The following is a 21,539-nucleotide window of genomic DNA, read 5'->3' on the forward strand; positions in this document are numbered from 1 at the left end:
TATAATCGATATTTTGTGATTTTATCATTATTAAAGTAAAAAAATAGGTCATTAATCTTATTAAAAGGATGGAAGAAGCAATGGATATTATATCAACTAAAGAAATCTTATTGGATGCAAAGAGAAATAAATATGCTGTACCAGCATTTAATATACATAATTTAGAGACTATACAGGCTGTATTAGAAGGAGCCACGGAGTTAAAATCACCTGTAATAATAGCGACTACTCCTGGAACTGTGAATTATGCCGGATTGGAATATCTGGTGTCAATACTTAAAGCAGGGGCTAAAAAGACGAATATTCCCGTGGTACTACATTTAGACCATTGTTCAGATGAGGATTTCATAAAAAAATGCATCAATGCAGGATATAAATCTGTTATGATAGATGCATCCATGGAAAGCTTTGAAAGAAATATTCATATTACAAGAAGAATAGTAGAATTCGCTCATAAGCAAGGGGTTACTGTGGAGGCTGAATTAGGAAGAGTTGGAGGACAGGAGGATAATAGAATTATAGATGATAAAGATGCTTTGCTTACAGATCCTAATATGGCTTTAGAATTTGCAGATAAGACTGCTATAGATTCTCTAGCTGTGGCTATAGGTACTGCCCACGGAGTATATAAGTTAGAGCCTAAATTAGATTTTGATAGATTAGAAAGAATTAATGAAATAATAGATATTCCCTTGGTGCTTCACGGAGCGTCAGGAGTAGGAGATGGAGATATAATTGAGGCGGTTAAAAATGGTATATGTAAGGTAAATATAGCTACTGAAATTAAAATATCCTTTGCCGAAGAAATTAAGAGATATTTCAATCAAAATCCAACTGCTAACGATCCGCGAGATTACTTAACTCCCGCTAAAAGTGCTGCAAAAAAGGTAGTTATGGATAAAATTAGGATTTGTGGGAGTGAAAATAGAGTGTAAGCAGTTGATAGGAGGAATATATGTGATATTAACAATTACTTTAAATCCTTCCATTGATAGAAGATACAATATAGATAGGATTGAAAAAGGGAAGATTTTTAGAACAGATAATTATCAATATACAATTGGCGGAAAGGGTTTGAATGTGACAAAGGTAATAAAGACTCTAGATGAGCCGGTAATAGCAACTGGATTCTTAGGGGGAAGCAGTGGAGATTATATAGATAAAGGCTTGAATAATATAGATATTTCACATAGGTTTATAAAAATTGATGAAGAAACCAGGTCTTGTTTAGCTGTTATTTCCAGTGATGGAAGCCAGATGGAAATATTAGAAAGAGGACCATCTATATCAGAAGACGAGATTTCCGAGTTTCTAAAATTATATGAAGAATTATTAGAAAAAGTAGATATTATTTGTGCCTCAGGAAGTATACCCTATGGTGTGCCATTAGAAATATATAGAGATATGATTAATCTTGCAAAGAAAAAGGATAAAAAATTTATATTAGATACTAGCGGAGAGGCTTTAAGATTTGGTATTGATGCGGGGCCCTATTTAGTAAAGCCTAATAAAAAAGAGCTGGAGGATTTAACAGGTATAAAGATTGATTCTAATGAGCAATTAATTAGAGCAGTTAAAGATTTATCAAGAAAAGATATTGAAATAGTAGTTGTATCATTAGGGGAAGAGGGGGCTATGGCAGCTCATAATGATGATGTATATAAAGTCATAATACCTAATATTAGAGCATTAAATCCTATAGGTTCAGGAGATTCTATGATTGCTGGATTTGCTGTAGCTATAAACAGAAACTATGATCTTGAAACCATGCTAAAAATTGGAGCAGCTTGCGGTACTGCAAATGCAATGGAAAGTGAAACTGGTAAAGTGAATAAAAATAATGTAGATAGAATAATGGAGAAAATATTGATAGAAAAATTAACGTAAAATCAGATGAAGATTATCAAAGTGAAGTTTTTTCTAGCTCTCTTATTTGTGCATTAATAGAGAGGAAAAAATAGTTTACTTATATTATACTTGATTGTAAAGGAGAGAAGAGGATGGAATGGATAGAACGATTAAATAGCGCCATAAGTTACATTGAAGAACATTTAGAAGATGAGATTAATTATGAACAGATTGCAAAGATTGCTTGTTGTTCTACATTTCATTTTCAAAGAATGTTTTCCTATATAGCAAATGTACCTCTTGCAGAATATATTCGTCGTAGACGTATGACAATGGCAGCTGTTGATTTGCAAAATAGCAATGAGAAAGTCATTGATATTGCTTTAAGATATGGATATAATTCTCCTACAGCATTTAACCGTGCTTTTCAAAGCGTACATGGAATTACACCATCGCAGACAAGAGTAAAAGGTGCATTGATCAAAGCATTCCCTCCAATTAGCTTCAAAATAACAATTAAGGGAGATGTGGAGATGAACTATAGAATTGAACAGAGAGATAGTTTTAGAATCATTGGAGTAGCACAACCTTTATATAAGGAGATTGAGAAAAACTTTGAGATTGTTCCACAAATGTGGCAAAGGGTAGCAGAGAACGGAACTGTGGAAAAGCTTGTTTCCATGATGAATTCTGAGCCCATGGGTGTACTTGGAGTAAGTGCATGTAACGAAGAAGAAAATTGGAAGTATTATATTGCCGTTGCAAGTGATAAGCCTATTGATAAAGAATTTGAAGAATATATTGTTCCTGCATTAACTTGGGCAATTTTTTATGGAGAAGGTACTATGCCATACTCTATACAAGAACTTGAAAAAAGAATTGTAACTGAATGGCTTCCTACATCAGGCTATGAATATGCCAATGGACCTGATATTGAAGTATATCTATCACCAGATCCACAAGATGCAAAGTTTGAGGTATGGATACCTGTTATAAAAAAACATAATTAACACAGATAAGTAAATTGAAAATGGGAGGACGGTAAGAGTAAAAGCTTGCCGTTTTTTTATTTTAGTTATATTAGATGAAAGTGTAGATAGTTGCATCTTAAGTTCACATAAAGTATACTAATTTGAGAAGGGGGATTGCTTTATGAGAAGATATGTTATTTTTGCATAGCATTGGCTATTGCAATTTAATTGAAAAATTTAATTTGCCATATAGCCATTGCTATTCCTAAAAGAATATTATTTTAGGAGGGCAAAATGAGCTATAAGAGAGCAGAAGATATTCTGCCAGCAGAAATTATTGAATTAATTCATAATTACGTTGATGGAGAATATATATACATTCCTAGAAAAGATAATAATAGACGAGAATGGGGAGAGAGAACCAATATTCGTAGGGAATTAGATGCACGAAATCAACAAATATATGCTGATTATCAGCAAGGACATAAAATTATGGAATTAGCTAAGAAATACTTTTTATCTGAAAAGAGTATACAGCGTATTATCCTTAAAATGAAAAAAACAATTAGAGAATAATAAGTCAATGCACTTTAAGTGTATTGGCTTATTCTTTTTTATGAAAAGAGTTTAAGGTAGAAACGTAGCATAAAAGGAATTAAAATAGATTTTGGAAATAGAACAAAATTTAAGGAGGAAAAAGTATGGGTACACCTTTTTATTTTGCATAGTTAAGGCTATTGCAAATAAACAATATAATGTAATAGCCTTTTGAATATCTCTCATAAACAAAGGAGTGCAAAATGGGCTATTTAAGAAAAATTGAATATAAGATTATACAAAAGGATTCATATAAAATCATTCGTAATTGTTCTGGATGTGGATGTAAAGCAACATATATAAATACAAGGAAGTTTAGAGTAAATGCCAATGGAAAATATTTAGATATATGGTTGATTTATCAATGTGAAAAATGTAAGCATACTTATAATTTAAGTATTTATGAACGAATAAAAGTGACTGACATTTCTAAGATTGAGTATAACAAATTTTTAATGAATGATTTACAGTTTGCTTTAGACTGTGGAAAGAATAAGCAATTATTTTTAAAGAACAAAGCAGATATTGATTGGGAAAGTGTAGATTATTATATTATTGGAGATGATATGGAGTTTAAACAGGGAGATTATATTACAGTATGTAATTCTCAGAAATTAAAAATTCGGATAGATAAATTAGTCGCTAATATATTACATATATCAAGAAGCAAAGTTAAATCATTGGAGAAGGATGGAACTATAGAGATAGTATATAATTATTTTGAAGGTATGATAGAAATATTAATTAAAGGAGAATTTATAGGGATATAGTGTTTAACTCAGCCTATGGAGTAATTATTAATGACGAGATTAATTGCCCTAATAATAAGTATATTAAACATTTTCTCTGGACTAGCTATTTTCATGATAGTGAAATAATAGATATAGAATTAGAAAGAAAGTATAGTCAGAAAGAAGAATATTATGGAAATTTGCCTTTGATAAAAAAATATAATGGATGTAATAGAAATGATAAATTACTGTAATATGGTATAAGTGTTACCAATATTTATCACCATGAAGTATAATGTAAATTAGAAGGTGATTTAGTAGATCAATATATGGAATGCAGCAGCATCATTTGAAATGATTATGCATGGTATTGGTGATATTTTTAGTGTGAACAGTAACATTTTATGATTAGAATAACTGTGAAACCGCTCTATTTTTAACTTACACTGTATTAACTTTCATGAAATGTAACACCTGAAAAAGCTTGATTCTAAGATATGTCAAAGAATTTTGACAGTCTAAAAACAGCTAATGGAAAAGCATTTTGATAGACGGATTCCCAAGATTATGAAACAATAATGGTGTAAGGAGGAAATTCAAATGGAGATAGGTAAGAAGTTAAAAGCTGCTCGTTCAAAAGCAGGACTTACTCAAGAAACAGTTGCAAATGAAATACATGTTTCAAGACAAACAATATCTAATTGGGAGAATGAAAAAAGCTATCCCGATATTGTTAGTGTCATTATTTTAAATGACCTTTATAAAGTTAGTTTAGACGAACTACTGAAAGGAGATGCCGGTATGATTAAACATTTAGAAGATAGCACAAATGTAGTCAAGAGCAATAAGAATTTGACCATTGGTACGATTCTTTGGATTATCTTTTATGCTGGTCTTTTGATTGTGGATACTTTCTTCTATAAAATTCCCAGGATTGGAGGTTTATGGTTAAATATCTTCGTGATGTTCTTGTTCTTCATAGGGATCCTATGGTATTTTTTCGGCTATATAAAAGTATTAAAGTATATAGACAGAGAGAAGAAAAAGAAAAATTTATGTCTAACTCTATTTATCATACTTTATATAGGGAGTATATTTTTATCATTTCATTTAATAGGGTTAATTATAAATAAATTATGGCTTGAAATGGCCTTAAGAGGTATTCTTGTATTGGCATTATGTGCTCTAGCTAATTGGGGTTATAGGTTGACAATAAAACGATTTAATTAAGTAGTTGAATTATTAATTATTAAAGCGGTTAAGATCTAAAAAGATTAGGAAATAAGATTAAGCAGCTTGAAAAAGGAAAAACAAGGATTAATATTAAAAATTAAAGAAGAACTAGTTATAGATTATCATAAACAAATTAGAAGTATTAGAGCAAAAACGGAGAATTAATTCTTCGTTTTTTGTTTTGTATGTCTAATATATGTTATAATATTAAGTTAGAAAACTTAAATGAAAGGGTAATATTATGAATCTAATATCTATAGAGAATTTATCAAAGGCATATAGCGAAAAACAATTATTTAAAGATATAAATTTTGGAATAAATGATGGTGATAAAATAGGTTTAATAGGTATAAATGGCACTGGTAAAACCACATTTCTAAAGATTATAGCAGGTATAGAGGAGTCTGATACTGGAAGAGTAATTAAAGGAAATAATGTAAATGTTGAATACCTTCCACAGGATATAGACTTCGATCTTAATGCCACTGTAGTAGAGCAGGTTTTCAAAGGTAACTCTAAAAATATTCAGTTAGTCAGAAGATATGAAGAAGCTATTATGAATCCAAATACAAAGAATGAAGAAATTCTAAGATTAACTGGAGAAATGGACGAAGCAAATGCATGGGATTTGGAATCTGAAGCAAAATCAGTATTAACTCAGCTTGGAATTACAGATTTTAATGAGAAGATAGGAAATTTATCTGGTGGTCAAAGAAAAAGAGTAGCCTTAGCATCCGCTTTAATAAATCCTGCCGAGCTACTTATATTAGATGAGCCTACAAACCATTTAGACAATACTACAATAGACTGGCTTGAAGAATATCTAAGCAGAAGAAAGGGAGCACTCCTTATGATTACACATGATAGATATTTCTTAGATAGAGTAGTTAATCAAATAATTGAATTAAATAAAGGAAATATCTATTCATATAAAGGTAATTATAACTATTTTCTAGAGAAAAAGCTGGAGCGAGAAGAAATGGAAGTCGCCAGTGAAAGAAAAAGACAATCCTTGCTTAGAAATGAATTGGCATGGATGATGAGGGGAGCAAGGGCTAGGACTACAAAGCAGAAGGCTAGAATAGAGCGGTTCAATGAACTAAATGATAGGGAAATAGATTCTCCTCATGAAAAGCTTGATATATCTGTAGGAGGAACAAGATTAGGCAGAAAAATAATTGAAATAGAGAATATAGAGAAGTCCTTTGAGGGAAAGAAGGTTATAGATAATTTTAGCTACATTGTTCTAAGGGATGATAGAGTAGGTATCCTAGGACCAAATGGAAGTGGCAAATCAACTTTAATGAATATTATCTCAGGTAAACTTAATCCAGACAAAGGAACAGTAGATATAGGGGAAACAGTGAAAATTGGAGTATTTGCTCAGGAAAATATTCATATGGATAATAATCTTAGAGCCATTGAATTTATAAAAGAAGGGGGAGAATATATTGAAACATCTGATGGAGAAAAGATATCAGCTTCTCAGATGATGGAGAGATTTTTATTTCCTAAAGAACTTCAATGGACACCAATAGGTAAGCTTTCGGGAGGAGAAAAGAGAAGATTACATTTACTTAGGGTGTTAATGGAAGCACCAAATGTACTTCTTCTAGATGAGCCGACAAATGACTTAGACATAACTACGCTGACTGTATTAGAAGACTACATTGATGAGTTTCCTGGTGCAGTAATTATAGTATCTCATGATAGATATTTACTGGATAAGGTAGTTGAGAAACTATTTGTATTTGAAGGAAACGGAAAAATAATAGGATATACTGGAAATTATGAATATTTTAAAGAAGTATCTAAAATGGAAAAAGAAAATAATATGGTAGAAAAGAAACCAGAAAAAAAGGAAAGACAAAAGGAAAATAATAAACCCTTAAAATTATCATTTAAGGAGCAAAAAGAATGGGACGAAATAGATGAGATCATTGCAAAACTTGAAAATGATATATTGGATATAGAAACTAAGATGGCAGAAGCTTCTAGTGACTATACAAAACTTCAAGAACTTTTCAAGGAAAAAGAAATAATAGAAAATAAATTAGAGGAAAAGATGGAAAGATGGATTTATCTAAGTGAATTGGTGGAAAAGATAGAAGAACAAAAAAGGGATTAAATGAAAGGATGTTTATATGAATAAGATATTAATTTTAGCAGAAAAGCCTTCTGTAGGCAGGGATATTGCCAGAGTATTGAAGTGTAATAAGAAGGGAAATGGATTTTTAGAAGGAGATAAATATATTGTAACATGGGCATTAGGTCATTTAGTTACATTAGCTGATCCCGAAGAATACAATAAAAAATATAAGACTTGGAGTATGGAAGACCTTCCAATGCTTCCAGAAAGGATGAAACTGGAAGTCATAAGACAGAGCAGTAAGCAGTTCTATGCCGTTAAGGAGCAAATGCATAGGAAGGATGTAAAAGAAATAATAATAGCTACAGATGCCGGAAGGGAAGGTGAGCTTGTAGCTAGGTGGATTATAGAAAAGGCTAATGTAAAGAAACCAATTAAAAGATTATGGATTTCATCAGTTACAGATAAAGCTATAAAGGAAGGGTTTAATAATCTAAAGGATGGTAAATTCTATGAGAGTCTTTACAATTCAGCTATTGCAAGGGCTGAGGCTGATTGGATAGTAGGTATCAACGGAACTCGTGCCCTTACGGTAAAATATAATGCGCAATTATCCTGTGGAAGGGTGCAAACTCCTACTTTAGCCATGATAGCACAAAGAGAGGAAGAAATTAAGAGATTTGTACCCAAGGAGTATTATGGAATTGCAGCCAATACAAAGGATTTAAAATTAACATGGCAAGATAATAGCACTAAGGATATAAAGACCTTTGATAAAGCTAAGGCTGAAAAATTATTAGAATCTCTAAAAGGTAAAGATGCTAAGGTAATAGAAGTAGAGAAAACTCTTAAAAAATCATACGCACCGACGCTATATGATTTAACTGATTTACAAAGAGATGCAAATAGGATATTTGGATTTTCAGCAAAGGAAACTCTATCTATAATGCAAAGACTATATGAAAATCATAAGATATTAACCTATCCAAGGACAGACTCTAGATATATATCCGATGATTTAGTAGATACATTAAAGGATAGAATAAGGGCTTGTGGTATAGGACAATATCAAAAGCTTGCATCAAAGGTACTTAACTCACCAATAAAATCCAATAAGTCCTTTGTAGATAACTCTAAGGTAACAGATCACCATGCAATTATACCTACTGAGCAAAGAGTTTTATTGTCAGAGCTGAATGATAATGAAAGAAAAATATATGATTTAGTAGTTAAAAGATTTTTAGCAGTACTTTATCCTCCCTCTGAATATGAACAAACAACTATTAAGGCTAAAATAGGTGATGAAAACTTTATAGCTAAAGGGAAAAGAGTAATATCAGCAGGATGGAAGGAAGTATACTCAAATAATTATTATGATGAAGATGAAGAAGAAAATGAAGATCAAAATCTTCCAGTAATCAATAAAGGAGATCCACTAAAGGTAATATCATTGGTGCAAACAACAGGAAAGACCAAGCCACCAGCACCATTTAACGAAGGAACCTTACTTCAAGCAATGGAAAATCCAGTAAAATATATGAGTGATGAAAGTAAAACCTTGAAAAAAATAATAGGAGAAACAGGTGGCATTGGTACAGTAGCCACTAGAGCAGATATAATTGAAAAGTTGTTTAATACATTTTTAATTGAGAAAAATGGTAAGGATATATTTATTACATCAAAGGGCAAACAGCTATTAGAGCTAGTACCAGAAGAATTAAAGTCTCCGGCATTAACAGCAGAATGGGAGCAAAAACTTGGGCTTATTTCTCAAGGTAAGCTAAATAAAGATAGTTTTATAAAGGAAATGAAAGAATACTCTAAAACTGTAGTTAAAGAGATAAAGAACAGTGATGAAACATTTAGACATGATAACATGACTAGAAATAAATGCCCTGAATGTGGAAAATTTATGCTAGAGGTCAAAGGAAAAAAAGGAAAAATGTATGTATGTCAAGATAGAGAATGTGGCTATAGGAAGAATATATCCAGAGAGACAAACGCAAGATGTCCAAATTGCAAGAAAAAATTTGAACTGCGTGGAGAAGGGGAAGCACAAATATTTGCTTGTCAATGCGGATACAGAGAAAAACTATCGTCATTTAATGAAAGAAAGGCAAAAGAAAAGAATAATGTATCTAAAAAGGAAGTAGCTAATTATATGAAACAGCAGAAGAAGGAAAAAAATGAGCCACTGAATACGGATTTGGCAGATGCATTATCTAAATTAAAGTTTTAAACCTAAGACAGCAGATTAAATTCTGCTGTTATTTTTTTGTATTCAAGAGTCTATATCATCACATCAATATAAATCATGTAATTTAAAATAGTTATTGTATTATTAGCAAAATCATGTTACTATTTATATGACTAAAAAAATATAAATAGTCATATAGAAAGGAGGTTTAAAATGCCTAAATTTACCGAAAGTGAAAAACAAGCCATACAGGAAACTTTGCTTAGAGAAGGTGAGAAACTTTTTGTTGAGTATGGTTTAAAAAAAGTAACTGTTGATGAGTTAGTGAAGGCAGCGGGAATTGCTAAGGGTTCTTTCTACAGTTTTTACTCTAATAAAGAACATCTATATATGGATATTTTAAATAATTGTCAACGTGAAATGAGAGAAAATATGGAACAATTTTTAAGTGAAAACAAATCGGAAATGCCCACTGACTTGACTAAGAAAATATTTTTCTGGATGCTGGAAAGTGCTCAGCATTATCCACTAATTGAAAAGACTGATGAAATGACAATAGCATATTTATATCGAAAGCTTCCACCAGATTTAATAGAGATGCATACCCTAGAAGATGTTGAAGTATTTGAGAAGCTTGAGAAAATGGGTGTTACATTTAAGTGTAATTTAACTATAGCAGCAAAAGCATGTCAGGTATTATTTATGTCATCATTGTATCTGCAAAAAGAAGATGAAAATGTAAAGGAATCTGTTATGCATATACTTGTAAATGGATTGATTTCCGAGATTGTGGAGGTGGATACAAAATGATTGCTGTTGAAAATGTATTTGCAAAATATCCCGGTACTTCTGTCAATATAATTAAGGATGTAAGTTTCGAAGTTGGTGAGGGTGAAATATTTGGATTTTTAGGACCATCTGGTGCAGGAAAAAGTACTTTACAAAAAATATTAACAGGTGTCTTACCTAATTATCAAGGAAGTGTAAAGGTTTTAGGCTCAGAAGTAAATAAACACTCATCTGATTTCTATGAGGAAATAGGCGTAGATTTTGAGTTTCCGAATTTTTACAATAAGTTTACTGCTATGGAAAACCTCAATTACTTTTCCTCTCTCTACAAAAAACAATCATTAGACCCTATCCCTCTATTGGAAAGAATGGGTTTGCTTTCAGATGCAAATAAAAAAGTTGGGGGTTACTCAAAGGGAATGAAAATGCGATTAGGATTCATAAGGTGCTTGTTGCATAATCCGAAACTATTGTTTCTGGATGAGCCGACCAGTGGACTTGATCCAGCTAATGCAAGAATTTTAAAAGACATTGTGTTGGAACAAAAACAACAGGGGAAAACCATTATCCTTACAACACATAATATGCATGATGCAGAAGAGCTTTGCGATCGAGTTGCTTTTATAGTCGATGGAGCTATAAAGGCATTAGATTCCCCCCAAACACTTCGCAAGTCAAAAGAAAATACCTCTGTTGAGTTTTCATACATTAAGAATGGTATTGATAAAAATAAAAATGTATTACTCTCAGAGCTTTATAATGATATGGACTTTATGTATGCTCTGAAATCCTCTAATATTACAAAAATCCATTCTAAAGAACAGTCATTGGAGGATGTATTTATTGAATTAACAGGTAGGTGCTTACTGTGAGAGTTTTAAAAGCTTTGAAGAATGATATCTGTTACCAAGCTAAGTATGGATTTTACTTTTTATATGCATTTATCACATTTATATATATTATTTTACTTAAAGCAATTCCCACAACATATAAGCATACAGTATCGTCTATTATTATACTTTCAGATCCCGCTATGCTAGGATTCTTTTTTATCGGCGGTATTTGGCTTTTAGAAAAAGAAGAAGGATTGCATAGTTTCTGGAGTATTTCGCCTTTACAGCCTATAGAATATATTAGTTCAAAAATAATCTCATTAGGAGTAATATCTACTTTAGCAGCATTATCAATTATATTCTTTGGGGTTAATAGTGCAGCAAATATATTATTGATGACATTCAGTGTATTTATAGGTTCTTGTATTTTTACACTTGTAGGCTTATATTTTGCTTCTTTTGCAAAAACGGTGAATCATTATATGGTAATATGTGTTCCAGCACAAGTTATATTGATGCTACCTGCTTTTATGACAGCATTTAGATTGGGGAATCCACTATTTAATCTTATTCCAAGTACATCTTTATGGAATCTGATACATTACTGTATTAGTGGAACAGGAAAAGTGTTTTATAATTTAACAGTACTCATTATTTGGTTATGTTTTTTTCTGCTTATAACACTGTCAAGAATAAATTTAATCTTTAAAGGGTGCAGGAGGTGAGATAAGGCATGAGACAGCTTTATAGAGTTTTTAAAATGGGACTGATACAAGCTGGACGTGATGGAATACTTTTGGCATTATTGCCGTCTCCATTTTTAATAGGTTTAGTTTTTAAATTCGGATTGCCAATTTTAAATCAGATTTTAGAAAAACACTTATATTTTTCCATAGAAGAATGGTATTCCTTAGCAGATGCAATGCTTGCTGCTTTAACACCTATGATGTTAGCAATAGCGTGTGCGTTTATCATGTTAGATGAAAAAGACGAAGGAACGGGAACATATTATAGAATTACACCTGCACAACATAAAACCTACCTTTTGGCAAGAATCGTGCTGCCAATGCTTTGGTCACTGTGCTGTACTATTATTGTAATGGTTATTTTTCGTTTAACGAATTTAACATGGACCCAGATATTTATTTCAAGTTTTATAGGAATGGGGATGGGGGCTGTGATTTCTATATTGATTGTTGCATTTTCAAATAACAAAGTAGAAGGTCTGGCCATAAGCAAGCTTTCAGCAATCACTCTTTTGGGACTGTTTGCAAAGCCATTTATTCCAGTACCTTATCGTTATGGTACTGTTATTTTGCCTAGTTTTTGGATTGGAGAAGCAATCTATAATCAAGCAGATATATTTTCCATTATTATAGGTATATCTATTTGTTTACTATGGATTTTGTTATTTACAAAAAGGTTTTCAAGAAAAGTTTAGACTTTAACATAATAACACACTAATCAAACAAAAAGACCAAAGTAGAATAACATAATTAATTATAAAACATGTCATATTGTTCTTCCAAAATATAATTATATCTGTTATAATTAGGGTTGAAAAATACTAACAGTGAATATATTATGAGGGGGACAAAAATGGCGACAATAGCAAACTATAGAAGAGAAGATATAACTAAGAACAATCCTATCTTTTCTCCTATACGTACTACAATTGAATCTACTTTTTATGGCAACAATGTAGTTAAGGTTTCTTCATTATCAGAGGCATATAAATTAGCTAAGGATTCACCAGGTACCATAGTTACGGATATGCCAGTACATAGGCCAACAGAATTAGGATTAGACGAAGAGTCCAAAATACTTTTATTTAATGATGGTGAAATAACAGGACGATTTGCAGGTGCAAGAGTCATTATTGGAGAGAATAATGTAGACGAAGGACAATTTGCTGGCATTGCAAGAGAGGCAGCTTTTCATACAAGATATAAGAAATTATATCATGCCCAAGTAGTTATAGGACTGGACAAAGACTTTATGGTAAAAGCACATTTATTAATACCAGAAGGATATGAAAATACAATGTATAGCTGGATGTTAAACTTCCAATATATAACAGAGGAGTACATTAAAATGTACAAAGACTCAGTTAAATTACCAGAGGGAGATATCTATATATTATCCGATCCGGAATACTATCCACCAACTCATCCAAATGGATTAGCATTATTTGATCCAATGCATAATTGTGCTTTATTATGTGGAATGAGATATTTTGGAGAACATAAAAAAGGAACATTGACATTAGCTTGGGGTATAGCAAATAGAAATGGATTTGCATCATGCCATGGTGGTATGAAGAGATATAATTTCCCAGGGAATGAAAAATATACAATAGGTGTTTTTGGTTTATCAGGTTCAGGAAAATCCACAATTACTCATGAAAAACATGATGGAAAATACGATATAACAATTCTTCATGATGATGCTTATGTAATATCAACTGAAGACGGATCATCTGTTGCATTAGAACCTTCCTACTTTGATAAGACTCAAGATTATCCAACAGACCATCCATCAAATAAATATTTGATTACAGTACAGAACTGTGGTATAACTTTGGATGACGAAGGAAACAAGGTAATAGTAACGGAAGATTTAAGAAATGGTAATGGTAGAGCTGTTAAATCTAAATTATGGGCTGAAAATAGAGTAAATAAAATTGATGAGCCAGTAGATGCAATATCATGGTTGATGAAAGATGCTGTTATTCCTCCAGTAATTAAAATAAATAATCCTATACTTGCTTCAACAATGGGAGCTACACTTGCAACTAAAAGATCTACAGCTGAAAGACTTGCTAGCGGTGTAGATATGAATGCTTTAGTTATTGAGCCATATGCGAATCCATTTAGGACTTATCCTCTTGAAAACGACTATGAAAAATTTAAGGAATTATTTGCAAATAGAAATGTTGAATGTTATATATTTAATACAGGACATTTCTTAGATAAAAAGATTCCAAAGGAAGTTACCTTAAAAATTCTTGAAGATATTGCAACTAAAAAAGCTGAATTTAAACAATTAGGTAATTTTTCAGATATTGAATTTATGGAAATAGAAGGTTTTATACCAGATATGAATAGTGTTGAATATCAAAAAATGTGGCTTAGCAGTATTGATTATAGAAAAGAATTCTTATTAAATATGGAAACCTTCAAGGGCGGAAGAGATAAATTGCCTAAAGAAGCATTAGAACAATTAGAGAAATTAGAAAAAGAAATTTACGAGTAATGATTAAAGTAGGGGCGAACTTTGTTCGCCCTTTAAAATTTTCCAAAATTATTGAGATAAAATATTGTTATTGTGATAAAATAAGAGTAGAATGAATTACGAAGGAAGTGAATTATGATTAAGCTTGGGGAAGTACAAAAACTAATAATTAAAAGATTTACCTCTGTCGGAGCTTATTTAAACATAAGTGATGATGCAGATGATGATATACTACTCCCTAAATCTCAAATACCTAAGGGTTTAAATGTAGGAGATGAGATAGAGGTAATGGTGTACAATGATTCAAAGGATAGAATTATAGCTACAACTAATAGAGCAAAGTTGCAAGTTGGAGAACTGGGACATTTAATGGTAGTTAGCCAAACTAAAATAGGTTCATTCTTAGACTGGGGATTAGAAAAAGACCTATTTTTACCTTTTAGTGAGACTGTTGGCTCAATAGATAAGGGTAAAGAATATTTAGTTGGTGTCTATGTAGATAAATCTAATAGAATATGTGCTACTATGAAAATTAAGGATATGCTGAGTACAGATTCACCATATAAAGAAAATGATAAAGCAACTGGAACAATCTATAGTATCAATAGAGATATTGGAGCCTTTGTGGCGGTGGATGACAAATATGATGGATTAATTCCCAAAAAAGAATTATTTGGAGCCTATGAAGTAGGCGATATTATAGAAGTGAGAATCGCTAAGGTAAAAGAAGATGGGAAATTAGATCTAAGCCTAAGAGATAGAGTTCATGTTCAAATGGATCAAGATGCAAAAGTAATTCTATCAAAATTAAAGGAAAAGGATGGGTTTTTACCTCTAGGTGATAATAGCCCGCCAGAAGTTATAAAGAAAGAATTAAATATGAGCAAATCAGGATTTAAAAGAGCAGTAGGCAGATTATACAAAGAAGGTATTATTACGATACAAGATAATGGAATCAAACTAAAATAGCAAAAGAACAGGAGACGATCTAAGTGGTAAAGACAATAAAAATTAATTTTGATACAGTAGAAATGATGCTTTATTTTTGGCAATCAATTGCAGAAAGAGATAAGGTAGCAGAATCTTTTATGAGAGAAGTAGCAAGTAAGGAAGAAATGAAATATTTATATGGTCCTGATTTCAATGAAGAATCTGTAAGGAAAGTATTATCAGCAATATCAAATAGAGAGCTTTTAAACAATTCGACTAAACAAGAGAGAAAGTTTTGGAACAATAACATGTGGATGTTAGAAGACTTAGGTAATATGAACAATATGGTTAAGCCTGTGAAGACATTAAACTTAGATGATGTAAAAGAGAAATTAAGCGGAGAAACAAAATTTGAAGAATTAGAAGTAATCTTCATACCAGGACATCAAGATGAATACATTATAGATGATAATAAGTTAGTAATTAACTTCTTTAGATTAATGGTGGATTTCATGGATGAAACTAAGGTAAATATATCAGGGAAACCATTTAAAGAATATGTAGAAGAAAAGCTATTTGAGATCGTAAAATAATATTTTAAGGAGGCATATAAGATGATAACCACTACAACGCCAACTATTGAAGGAAGAAGAATAGCAGAGTATAAGGGTATAGTTTTTGGGGAAGTAATAGCGGGAGTAGACTTTATCAAGGATTTTGCAGCCAGTCTGACTAATTTCTTTGGTGGAAGATCTGGAAGCTATGAAGGAGAACTTATACAAGCTCGTGAGGAAGCTCTTAGAGAAATGGAATCTAGAGCAAGGCAAATGGGTGCAAATGCAGTAGTGGGAGTAGATATTGACTATGAAGTATTAGGTCAAGGTGGAAATATGCTAATGGTCACTGCCTCAGGTACAGCAGTAATTGTAGAATAATTTTCTAAAAAATACCCTTTCTTGAAGGGTATTTAATTTTATGGGGGTATAACTAAGTAAGTAATTACAAGGTGGAGGAAAATATGGAAATCAACATAGGAGATAGATTTGAAGGAGAAATAATTGATTTTACTCATGAAGGTAATGGAGTACTAAAGATTGATAACTTTACTGTCTTTGTCGCTGGAGGTTTGATAGGTGATAAAGTAGTTGTAAGGATAGATGAAATCAAAAAGAATTTTGCCATAGGCTCAGTAGTTAATATTACTGAGCCTTCAAAGGATAGAGTAGTATTAGATTTTGATATAAAAGAGGCGAGGGGAGGAATACCTCTTATTGAATATAGATATTCTAAGCAACTAGAGTGGAAAAGAAATAAGGTGAAGATGGATCTTGCCAAAATAGCTGGATTATTGGATGTAAGGGTAAAAGACACTATCGGTATGGATAACCCCTTTAGATATAGAAATCATGTGCAAATACCAGTTGGAGAGAAGGATGGAAAAACTGTTATTGGATTCTATGAAACTAATAGCAACGACATAGTGGATATGGAAGGTAGTATTTTACAGCCTGAAATAGGAGATAGGATATTAAAGATACTCAGAACTTGGATGAACCAATATAATATTAAGGCCTATGATAAAAAAACTAAAAAAGGAGTACTTCGTCATATTGGTATAAGAATTAATAAAAACAACAAAGCTATGGTAATTTTAGTTACTGGCAGTGATAGATTACCTAATGAAAAAGACTTGATAGATATGTTAACTAAGGAAAATGTAATTAGTATCTATCAAAATGTTAATAAACTAAATTCATCCATTACATATGGAAAAGAGTATAAAAAGCTTTATGGAGAGGACAGACTTTTAGACTATATTGGAGATTATAAATTTTACCTGTCACCTAATTCCTTCTTTCAGGTAAATAGAACTCAAGCGGAAGTTTTATATAATAAGGCTATAGAATATTTGAATCCAGATAAAGATGATATTATATATGATTTATACTGTGGAATAGGAACTATTTCATTATATATAGCTTCCAATGCTAAAAAAGTATATGGCATAGAAATAGTAAAAGAAGCTATAGAAGACGCTAAAGAAAATGCAATATTAAATAATATAGACAATGCAGAATTTATAGTAGGTAAATCAGAAGAAATATTTCCTAGATTGATGAAGAAGGGAATTAAGGGAAATAAAATAGTCTTAGATCCACCAAGAAAAGGCTGCGAAAAGGAAGTCTTAGAAGCAATAGTAAATATGTGTCCAGAAAGAATAGTTTATGTATCTTGCAATTCCACTACTATGGCAAGGGATGCTAAGTATTTAGTGGAGAATGGATATAAGGTAGAGGAAGTACAGCCTGTGGATATGTTTTCTCATACGGCGCATGTGGAATCCTTAATCCTGTTGCAACATAAAAATGGCTAAATTATAAGAGATGTCAAAGTAAATGAGGTAGAATTAAGGATGTGAGAGTGAGAGCTTTCATGTCCTTTTTTAATATAAAAATATAAGACGAACATTTCATATAGGAGTCGGTGAATTAATTATGAAAAAGATAATATTTATACCGCCTAAATCTTTGGAATATAAAAAGCTAAGAGTTGCAGCATATTGCCGAGTGAGTACCTTAAACAAAATTCAAAGAAACAGCTTGCAATGGCAGATAGGATATTACACAAATATGATACAAGATAATCCGGATTGGATTTTTGCGGGTATATTTTATGACGTTGGTAAAAGTGGATTAAGAAGAAAAGGAAGAATAGGACTTGATAAGATGTTAAAGAAAGCAACTAAAGGCAAAATTGACTATATTTTAGTAAAATCCATTAGTAGACTATCTAGAGATACTGTGGAAGTTCTAAAAATCATCAGATATCTGAGGGAAAGGGGAATTAATATGCATTTTGAGAATGAAAATTTGGACTCTATTAGAGTAGATAAGGAATTTGAAATAACACTAAGAAGCATGATTGCCCAAGATGAGAGTAAAAATACTAGTGAAAATATCAAATGGGGATTTCAGCGTAAATTTGAAAGAGGAGAAATCTTTACTAAATATAAGAACTTTATGGGATATACATGTGTAGAAGGAGAATTGGTAATTGTACCTGAGCAAGCTGAAGTGGTTAGAAAGATATTTGAGCTATATCTAAAGGGTCTATCATTTGGACAGATAAAAGGGTATCTGGAATCAATGGATATTAAGACGGTTACAGGAAATAAACATTGGGATACAACTACCATTCAAAAAATGTTGAGGAATGAAAAGTATAAGGGTGATACTATGCTACAAAAGACATATACAGAAGATTTCATGACAGGAAAGAAAGTGAGGAATACCGGACAAATTGATAGTTACTATATTAGTAATAGTCATCCAGCTATTGTATCTGATGAAGTTTTTGATAAGGTTCAGGAGGAGATGGATAAAAGATCAAGGGTGGTTTATAAAGAAGATGGAACAATAGAATCCAAAGGTAAAAGATATAATAGTAAATATTTATTGGGAAACATATTGGAATGTGGATATTGTGGAGCAGCCTATAGGAGAAGAACAGAAAGGGGTAGGGTTGTTTGGAGATGTGCAACGAGGATGGAGGAAGGGAGAGAAAGTTGTGCTGATTCACCCACATTGAATGAAGAATGGATTAAGGGGATTTTGGGGGAAGTTGTTTGTGGAAATGGAAACTATGATGAGGGAATGTTTAGGGAGTGGGTTGATAGAATTTTAGTTTTTGGTAGGTATATGGATATATGTTGTAAAAATGGGGATGAAATTAGGATTAGATTTGATATATAACATAAAATCGTGAATTTGATAATACGGTAAATAGTCGAGAAAGAATGAATATGCAATTTGAATCAGGGATAGTGATGGAACAGATGGTAGGCTAATATGGATAGTTGTTGGAAGATTAATAAACTCAAAGCAGTCTCTATAGATTATTATAATCTTGAAATAAATTAATTTTAATTGTAAAAAAGAATACCATCAATTATAATGATAATAACAACGTTGTTTATATGATTATAGAATTTTTGGAGGTTTTGGAATGCCTAATGTGAATGAACTTTTAGCTATTGCGATAGAAGAAACTATAAACTTAAATCAGGGCGAAAATTTTCTTGTAAGAGATTTATTTAAAGGGTATGAATGGAATAGGATATCTAGAAGTGAAAGGCTATTACTTGGTACATTATTTCTTAATTATGTCAACAATACTGAAGGTCAGATTAGGGCGATTGAAAAGACTTCATCGGGACAACAAAAGTATAGAGCTGAAATAAAAAATAAGGTTGGAAAACAAAACGATGAGTGATAAAGCTACGGGATCATATTATACGCCATTCAAATTAGTAGAATATATGACTGAGTTCATTAGAAATAGATTTAATATAAACGATGTATTAGAGCCAGCAGCGGGTGATGGAAGATTCATTGATACTTTAAGCAGTTTAGATTGTACAATCCATGGAATTGAGATTGATAATCAAAAAACAGAGTATCTAAAGAAGAAAAACTACAATAACTTAAAGATTACTTGTGCTGATTTTATTGATTATGCAATGGAGCATGAAGAAACATATAGTCTAATAATAGGCAATCCTCCATACATTAGCAAAAAAAATTTAAATGAAGATAAATGGAATGCCTCTTTTAAACTATTAGATTATTTTAATTTGCCACACTCTCTTTTTCAAAATCTATGGGTTTCTTTTATTTTAGGATCCATAAAATTACTTTCTCCGAATGGGGCTATATTTTTTGTTTTACCCTTTGAATTTTTGCAAGTCCAATATGCTGAAAAATTGAGAAATTTTTTAGAAAAAAAATTTAATACTATCGAGATTATAACATTTGAAGAAAAAGTATTTGAGCAGATAGAACAGGATGTATGTCTTGTGTATTTAAGAAATGAAAATGATGAAAAACCATTTATTAGATATACAACATTAAAGAGTATAAGTCAAATACAGCCAACTTTTGAAAGTGTTATTATGAGAAACAAACCTTTGAAAAAATGGTCAAATTGCATTTTAAATGATTTTGAAACAGAAACCTTAAAATCAATTTCATTACAATATCCCAAGATAAAAGAATTTGGAGATATCTCACCAGGGATAGTGACTGGAGCTAATAAATTTTTTATTATTAACCAAACATTTGCTAAAGGATTAGAAATGGAAGAAGGCTATCTTAAAATTTTATCTAAGAGTGCTGATATATCTGATAAACTAATTTTTACTAATGAAGACCTAAATCATCTGGTGGAAGATGATAAAAGAGTTATATTACTGAATTTAAATGATATGGAGGAGAATACTTTTACATGTGAGTTAAAAAAGTATTTAGAATCTGGAGAGGAAGAAAAAATAAATAAACGTTATAAATGCTCCATACGGAAACGATGGTATGACGTTCCAATAGTTAAAAATGGAGATGTTAGTTTTTTTAAAAGATTTAATATTATTCCAAGGATTATTGTAAATGATATTCAAGTTCATACAACGGATATAGCATATAATATAAGGCTGACTGAAAATATTGATAAATTTTCTTTTGCATTTTGCTTTTATAATTCATTAACATTAGTATTATGTGAATATAATGGTCGATTTTATGGTGGTGGTGTTGGAGAATTAGTCCCAAACGAGTTCAAAGATTTACATATCCCATACCAACCAGTAGAAAAAGAGCAAGTTAATATTTTAGATACAATGTTTCGAGAAAAGAGAGATTTTACAGATATTATAGACTATGTGGATGGAATTGTTTTGAATCTACCTAAAGAACAAAAAGAACTTTTACAAAATATTAGAAATAGGTATTTAAAACGTAGATTAAAGCAATAGGAGGAAATGATATGGAAACATATGAAGGTTTACATGATGCAGGCTTCAAATTCAATGCTAGACTTGGATAACTTATTTGTGGTAATCTAAATTCCAATTCATTTCAAATGAATTAATCCTAGAATGTCATTTTATGGGGATTTTAGAAGATCATAATTTATCCAATATGTAAAAAGAATGGGGATTAATTTGAATGTCAGTCTCATAAGAATTTAACTGGTATATTAATGACTGTGAATTTTGAACATTATAGTAGAAATATTTCTTTTTAATTTATATTT

21 protein-coding genes are annotated in these 21,539 nt (G+C 31.3%); all 21 read left to right on the forward strand.

The genetic code is table 11. The annotated features are described in order from the left end of the window. The first annotated feature begins 80 nt into the window (after positions 1-80). On the forward strand, positions 81-935 hold the full coding sequence (fba, locus tag RDK80_RS03540; protein WP_308523486.1) for a class II fructose-1,6-bisphosphate aldolase: 855 nt from the start codon (positions 81-83) through the stop codon (positions 933-935). Positions 936-957: 22 nt separating this feature from the next. Then, a complete protein-coding gene (pfkB, locus tag RDK80_RS03545; RefSeq protein ID WP_308523487.1) occupies positions 958-1,887 on the forward strand; it encodes a 1-phosphofructokinase in 930 nt (309 codons plus the stop codon). A gap of 113 nt (positions 1,888-2,000) precedes the next feature. Then, a complete protein-coding gene (locus RDK80_RS03550; RefSeq protein WP_308523488.1) occupies positions 2,001-2,858 on the forward strand; it encodes an AraC family transcriptional regulator in 858 nt (285 codons plus the stop codon). A gap of 255 nt (positions 2,859-3,113) precedes the next feature. After that, positions 3,114-3,395 carry a CD3324 family protein gene (locus RDK80_RS03555; RefSeq protein ID WP_094900972.1) on the forward strand — a complete coding sequence of 94 codons (282 nt, stop codon included), beginning with the start codon at positions 3,114-3,116 and terminating at the stop codon, positions 3,393-3,395. 224 nt (positions 3,396-3,619) lie between these two features. Then, positions 3,620-4,186: a DUF1062 domain-containing protein gene (locus tag RDK80_RS03560; RefSeq protein ID WP_308523489.1), complete on the forward strand. Its 567-nt coding sequence runs from the start codon at positions 3,620-3,622 to the stop codon at positions 4,184-4,186. After that, entirely contained in the window at positions 4,186-4,401 is a 216-nt protein-coding gene (locus RDK80_RS03565; protein WP_308523490.1) for a hypothetical protein, read from the forward strand. Before RDK80_RS03560 ends, RDK80_RS03565 begins: the two co-directional genes overlap by 1 nt. 346 nt (positions 4,402-4,747) lie before the next feature. Next, complete coding sequence (locus RDK80_RS03570) at positions 4,748-5,377, forward strand: helix-turn-helix domain-containing protein (RefSeq protein ID WP_308523491.1); 630 nt, start codon at positions 4,748-4,750, stop codon at positions 5,375-5,377. A gap of 244 nt (positions 5,378-5,621) precedes the next feature. Continuing rightward, the gene (locus tag RDK80_RS03575; RefSeq protein ID WP_308523492.1) at positions 5,622-7,508 is read left to right on the forward strand and encodes an ABC-F family ATP-binding cassette domain-containing protein; all 1,887 of its coding nucleotides are present in this window, start codon (positions 5,622-5,624) and stop codon (positions 7,506-7,508) included. A 16-nt stretch (positions 7,509-7,524) separates the two neighbouring features. After that, complete coding sequence (locus RDK80_RS03580; protein ID WP_308523493.1) at positions 7,525-9,708, forward strand: DNA topoisomerase III; 2,184 nt, start codon at positions 7,525-7,527, stop codon at positions 9,706-9,708. A 171-nt stretch (positions 9,709-9,879) separates the two neighbouring features. Beyond that, positions 9,880-10,476: a TetR/AcrR family transcriptional regulator gene (locus tag RDK80_RS03585; RefSeq protein WP_094900984.1), complete on the forward strand. Its 597-nt coding sequence runs from the start codon at positions 9,880-9,882 to the stop codon at positions 10,474-10,476. Next, on the forward strand, positions 10,473-11,327 hold the full coding sequence (locus RDK80_RS03590) for an ABC transporter ATP-binding protein (RefSeq protein ID WP_308523494.1): 855 nt from the start codon (positions 10,473-10,475) through the stop codon (positions 11,325-11,327). Before RDK80_RS03585 ends, RDK80_RS03590 begins: the two co-directional genes overlap by 4 nt. Continuing rightward, on the forward strand, positions 11,324-12,013 hold the full coding sequence (locus RDK80_RS03595; RefSeq protein WP_308523495.1) for a hypothetical protein: 690 nt from the start codon (positions 11,324-11,326) through the stop codon (positions 12,011-12,013). Before RDK80_RS03590 ends, RDK80_RS03595 begins: the two co-directional genes overlap by 4 nt. Before the next feature lie 8 nt (positions 12,014-12,021). Continuing rightward, positions 12,022-12,729: an ABC transporter permease gene (locus RDK80_RS03600; protein ID WP_308523496.1), complete on the forward strand. Its 708-nt coding sequence runs from the start codon at positions 12,022-12,024 to the stop codon at positions 12,727-12,729. A 158-nt stretch (positions 12,730-12,887) separates the two neighbouring features. Then, complete coding sequence (locus RDK80_RS03605; protein WP_308523497.1) at positions 12,888-14,543, forward strand: phosphoenolpyruvate carboxykinase (ATP); 1,656 nt, start codon at positions 12,888-12,890, stop codon at positions 14,541-14,543. A 114-nt stretch (positions 14,544-14,657) separates the two neighbouring features. Next, complete coding sequence (locus tag RDK80_RS03610) at positions 14,658-15,491, forward strand: S1 RNA-binding domain-containing protein (RefSeq protein ID WP_256310583.1); 834 nt, start codon at positions 14,658-14,660, stop codon at positions 15,489-15,491. Positions 15,492-15,514: 23 nt separating this feature from the next. After that, positions 15,515-16,045, forward strand: coding sequence for a hypothetical protein (locus RDK80_RS03615; protein WP_256310582.1), 531 nt, complete (start codon positions 15,515-15,517; stop codon positions 16,043-16,045). 21 nt (positions 16,046-16,066) lie between these two features. Beyond that, a complete protein-coding gene (locus tag RDK80_RS03620; RefSeq protein ID WP_216557012.1) occupies positions 16,067-16,387 on the forward strand; it encodes a putative heavy metal-binding protein in 321 nt (106 codons plus the stop codon). 83 nt (positions 16,388-16,470) lie between these two features. Next, positions 16,471-17,826 (forward strand): 23S rRNA (uracil(1939)-C(5))-methyltransferase RlmD, encoded by a 1,356-nt coding sequence (gene rlmD, locus RDK80_RS03625; RefSeq protein WP_308523498.1) that lies wholly within the window; start codon positions 16,471-16,473, stop codon positions 17,824-17,826. A 121-nt stretch (positions 17,827-17,947) separates the two neighbouring features. Then, positions 17,948-19,204 carry a recombinase family protein gene (locus RDK80_RS03630; RefSeq protein WP_308523499.1) on the forward strand — a complete coding sequence of 419 codons (1,257 nt, stop codon included), beginning with the start codon at positions 17,948-17,950 and terminating at the stop codon, positions 19,202-19,204. Positions 19,205-19,457: 253 nt separating this feature from the next. Next, positions 19,458-19,724: a single-stranded DNA-binding protein gene (locus tag RDK80_RS03635; RefSeq protein ID WP_308523500.1), complete on the forward strand. Its 267-nt coding sequence runs from the start codon at positions 19,458-19,460 to the stop codon at positions 19,722-19,724. Next, a complete protein-coding gene (locus tag RDK80_RS03640) occupies positions 19,717-21,258 on the forward strand; it encodes an Eco57I restriction-modification methylase domain-containing protein (protein WP_308523501.1) in 1,542 nt (513 codons plus the stop codon). Before RDK80_RS03635 ends, RDK80_RS03640 begins: the two co-directional genes overlap by 8 nt. Positions 21,259-21,539 lie beyond the last annotated feature (281 nt).

This window comes from uncultured Tissierella sp., from assembly GCF_902479755.1.
In the GTDB taxonomy this organism is placed as follows: domain Bacteria; phylum Bacillota; class Clostridia; order Tissierellales; family Tissierellaceae; genus Tissierella; species Tissierella carlieri.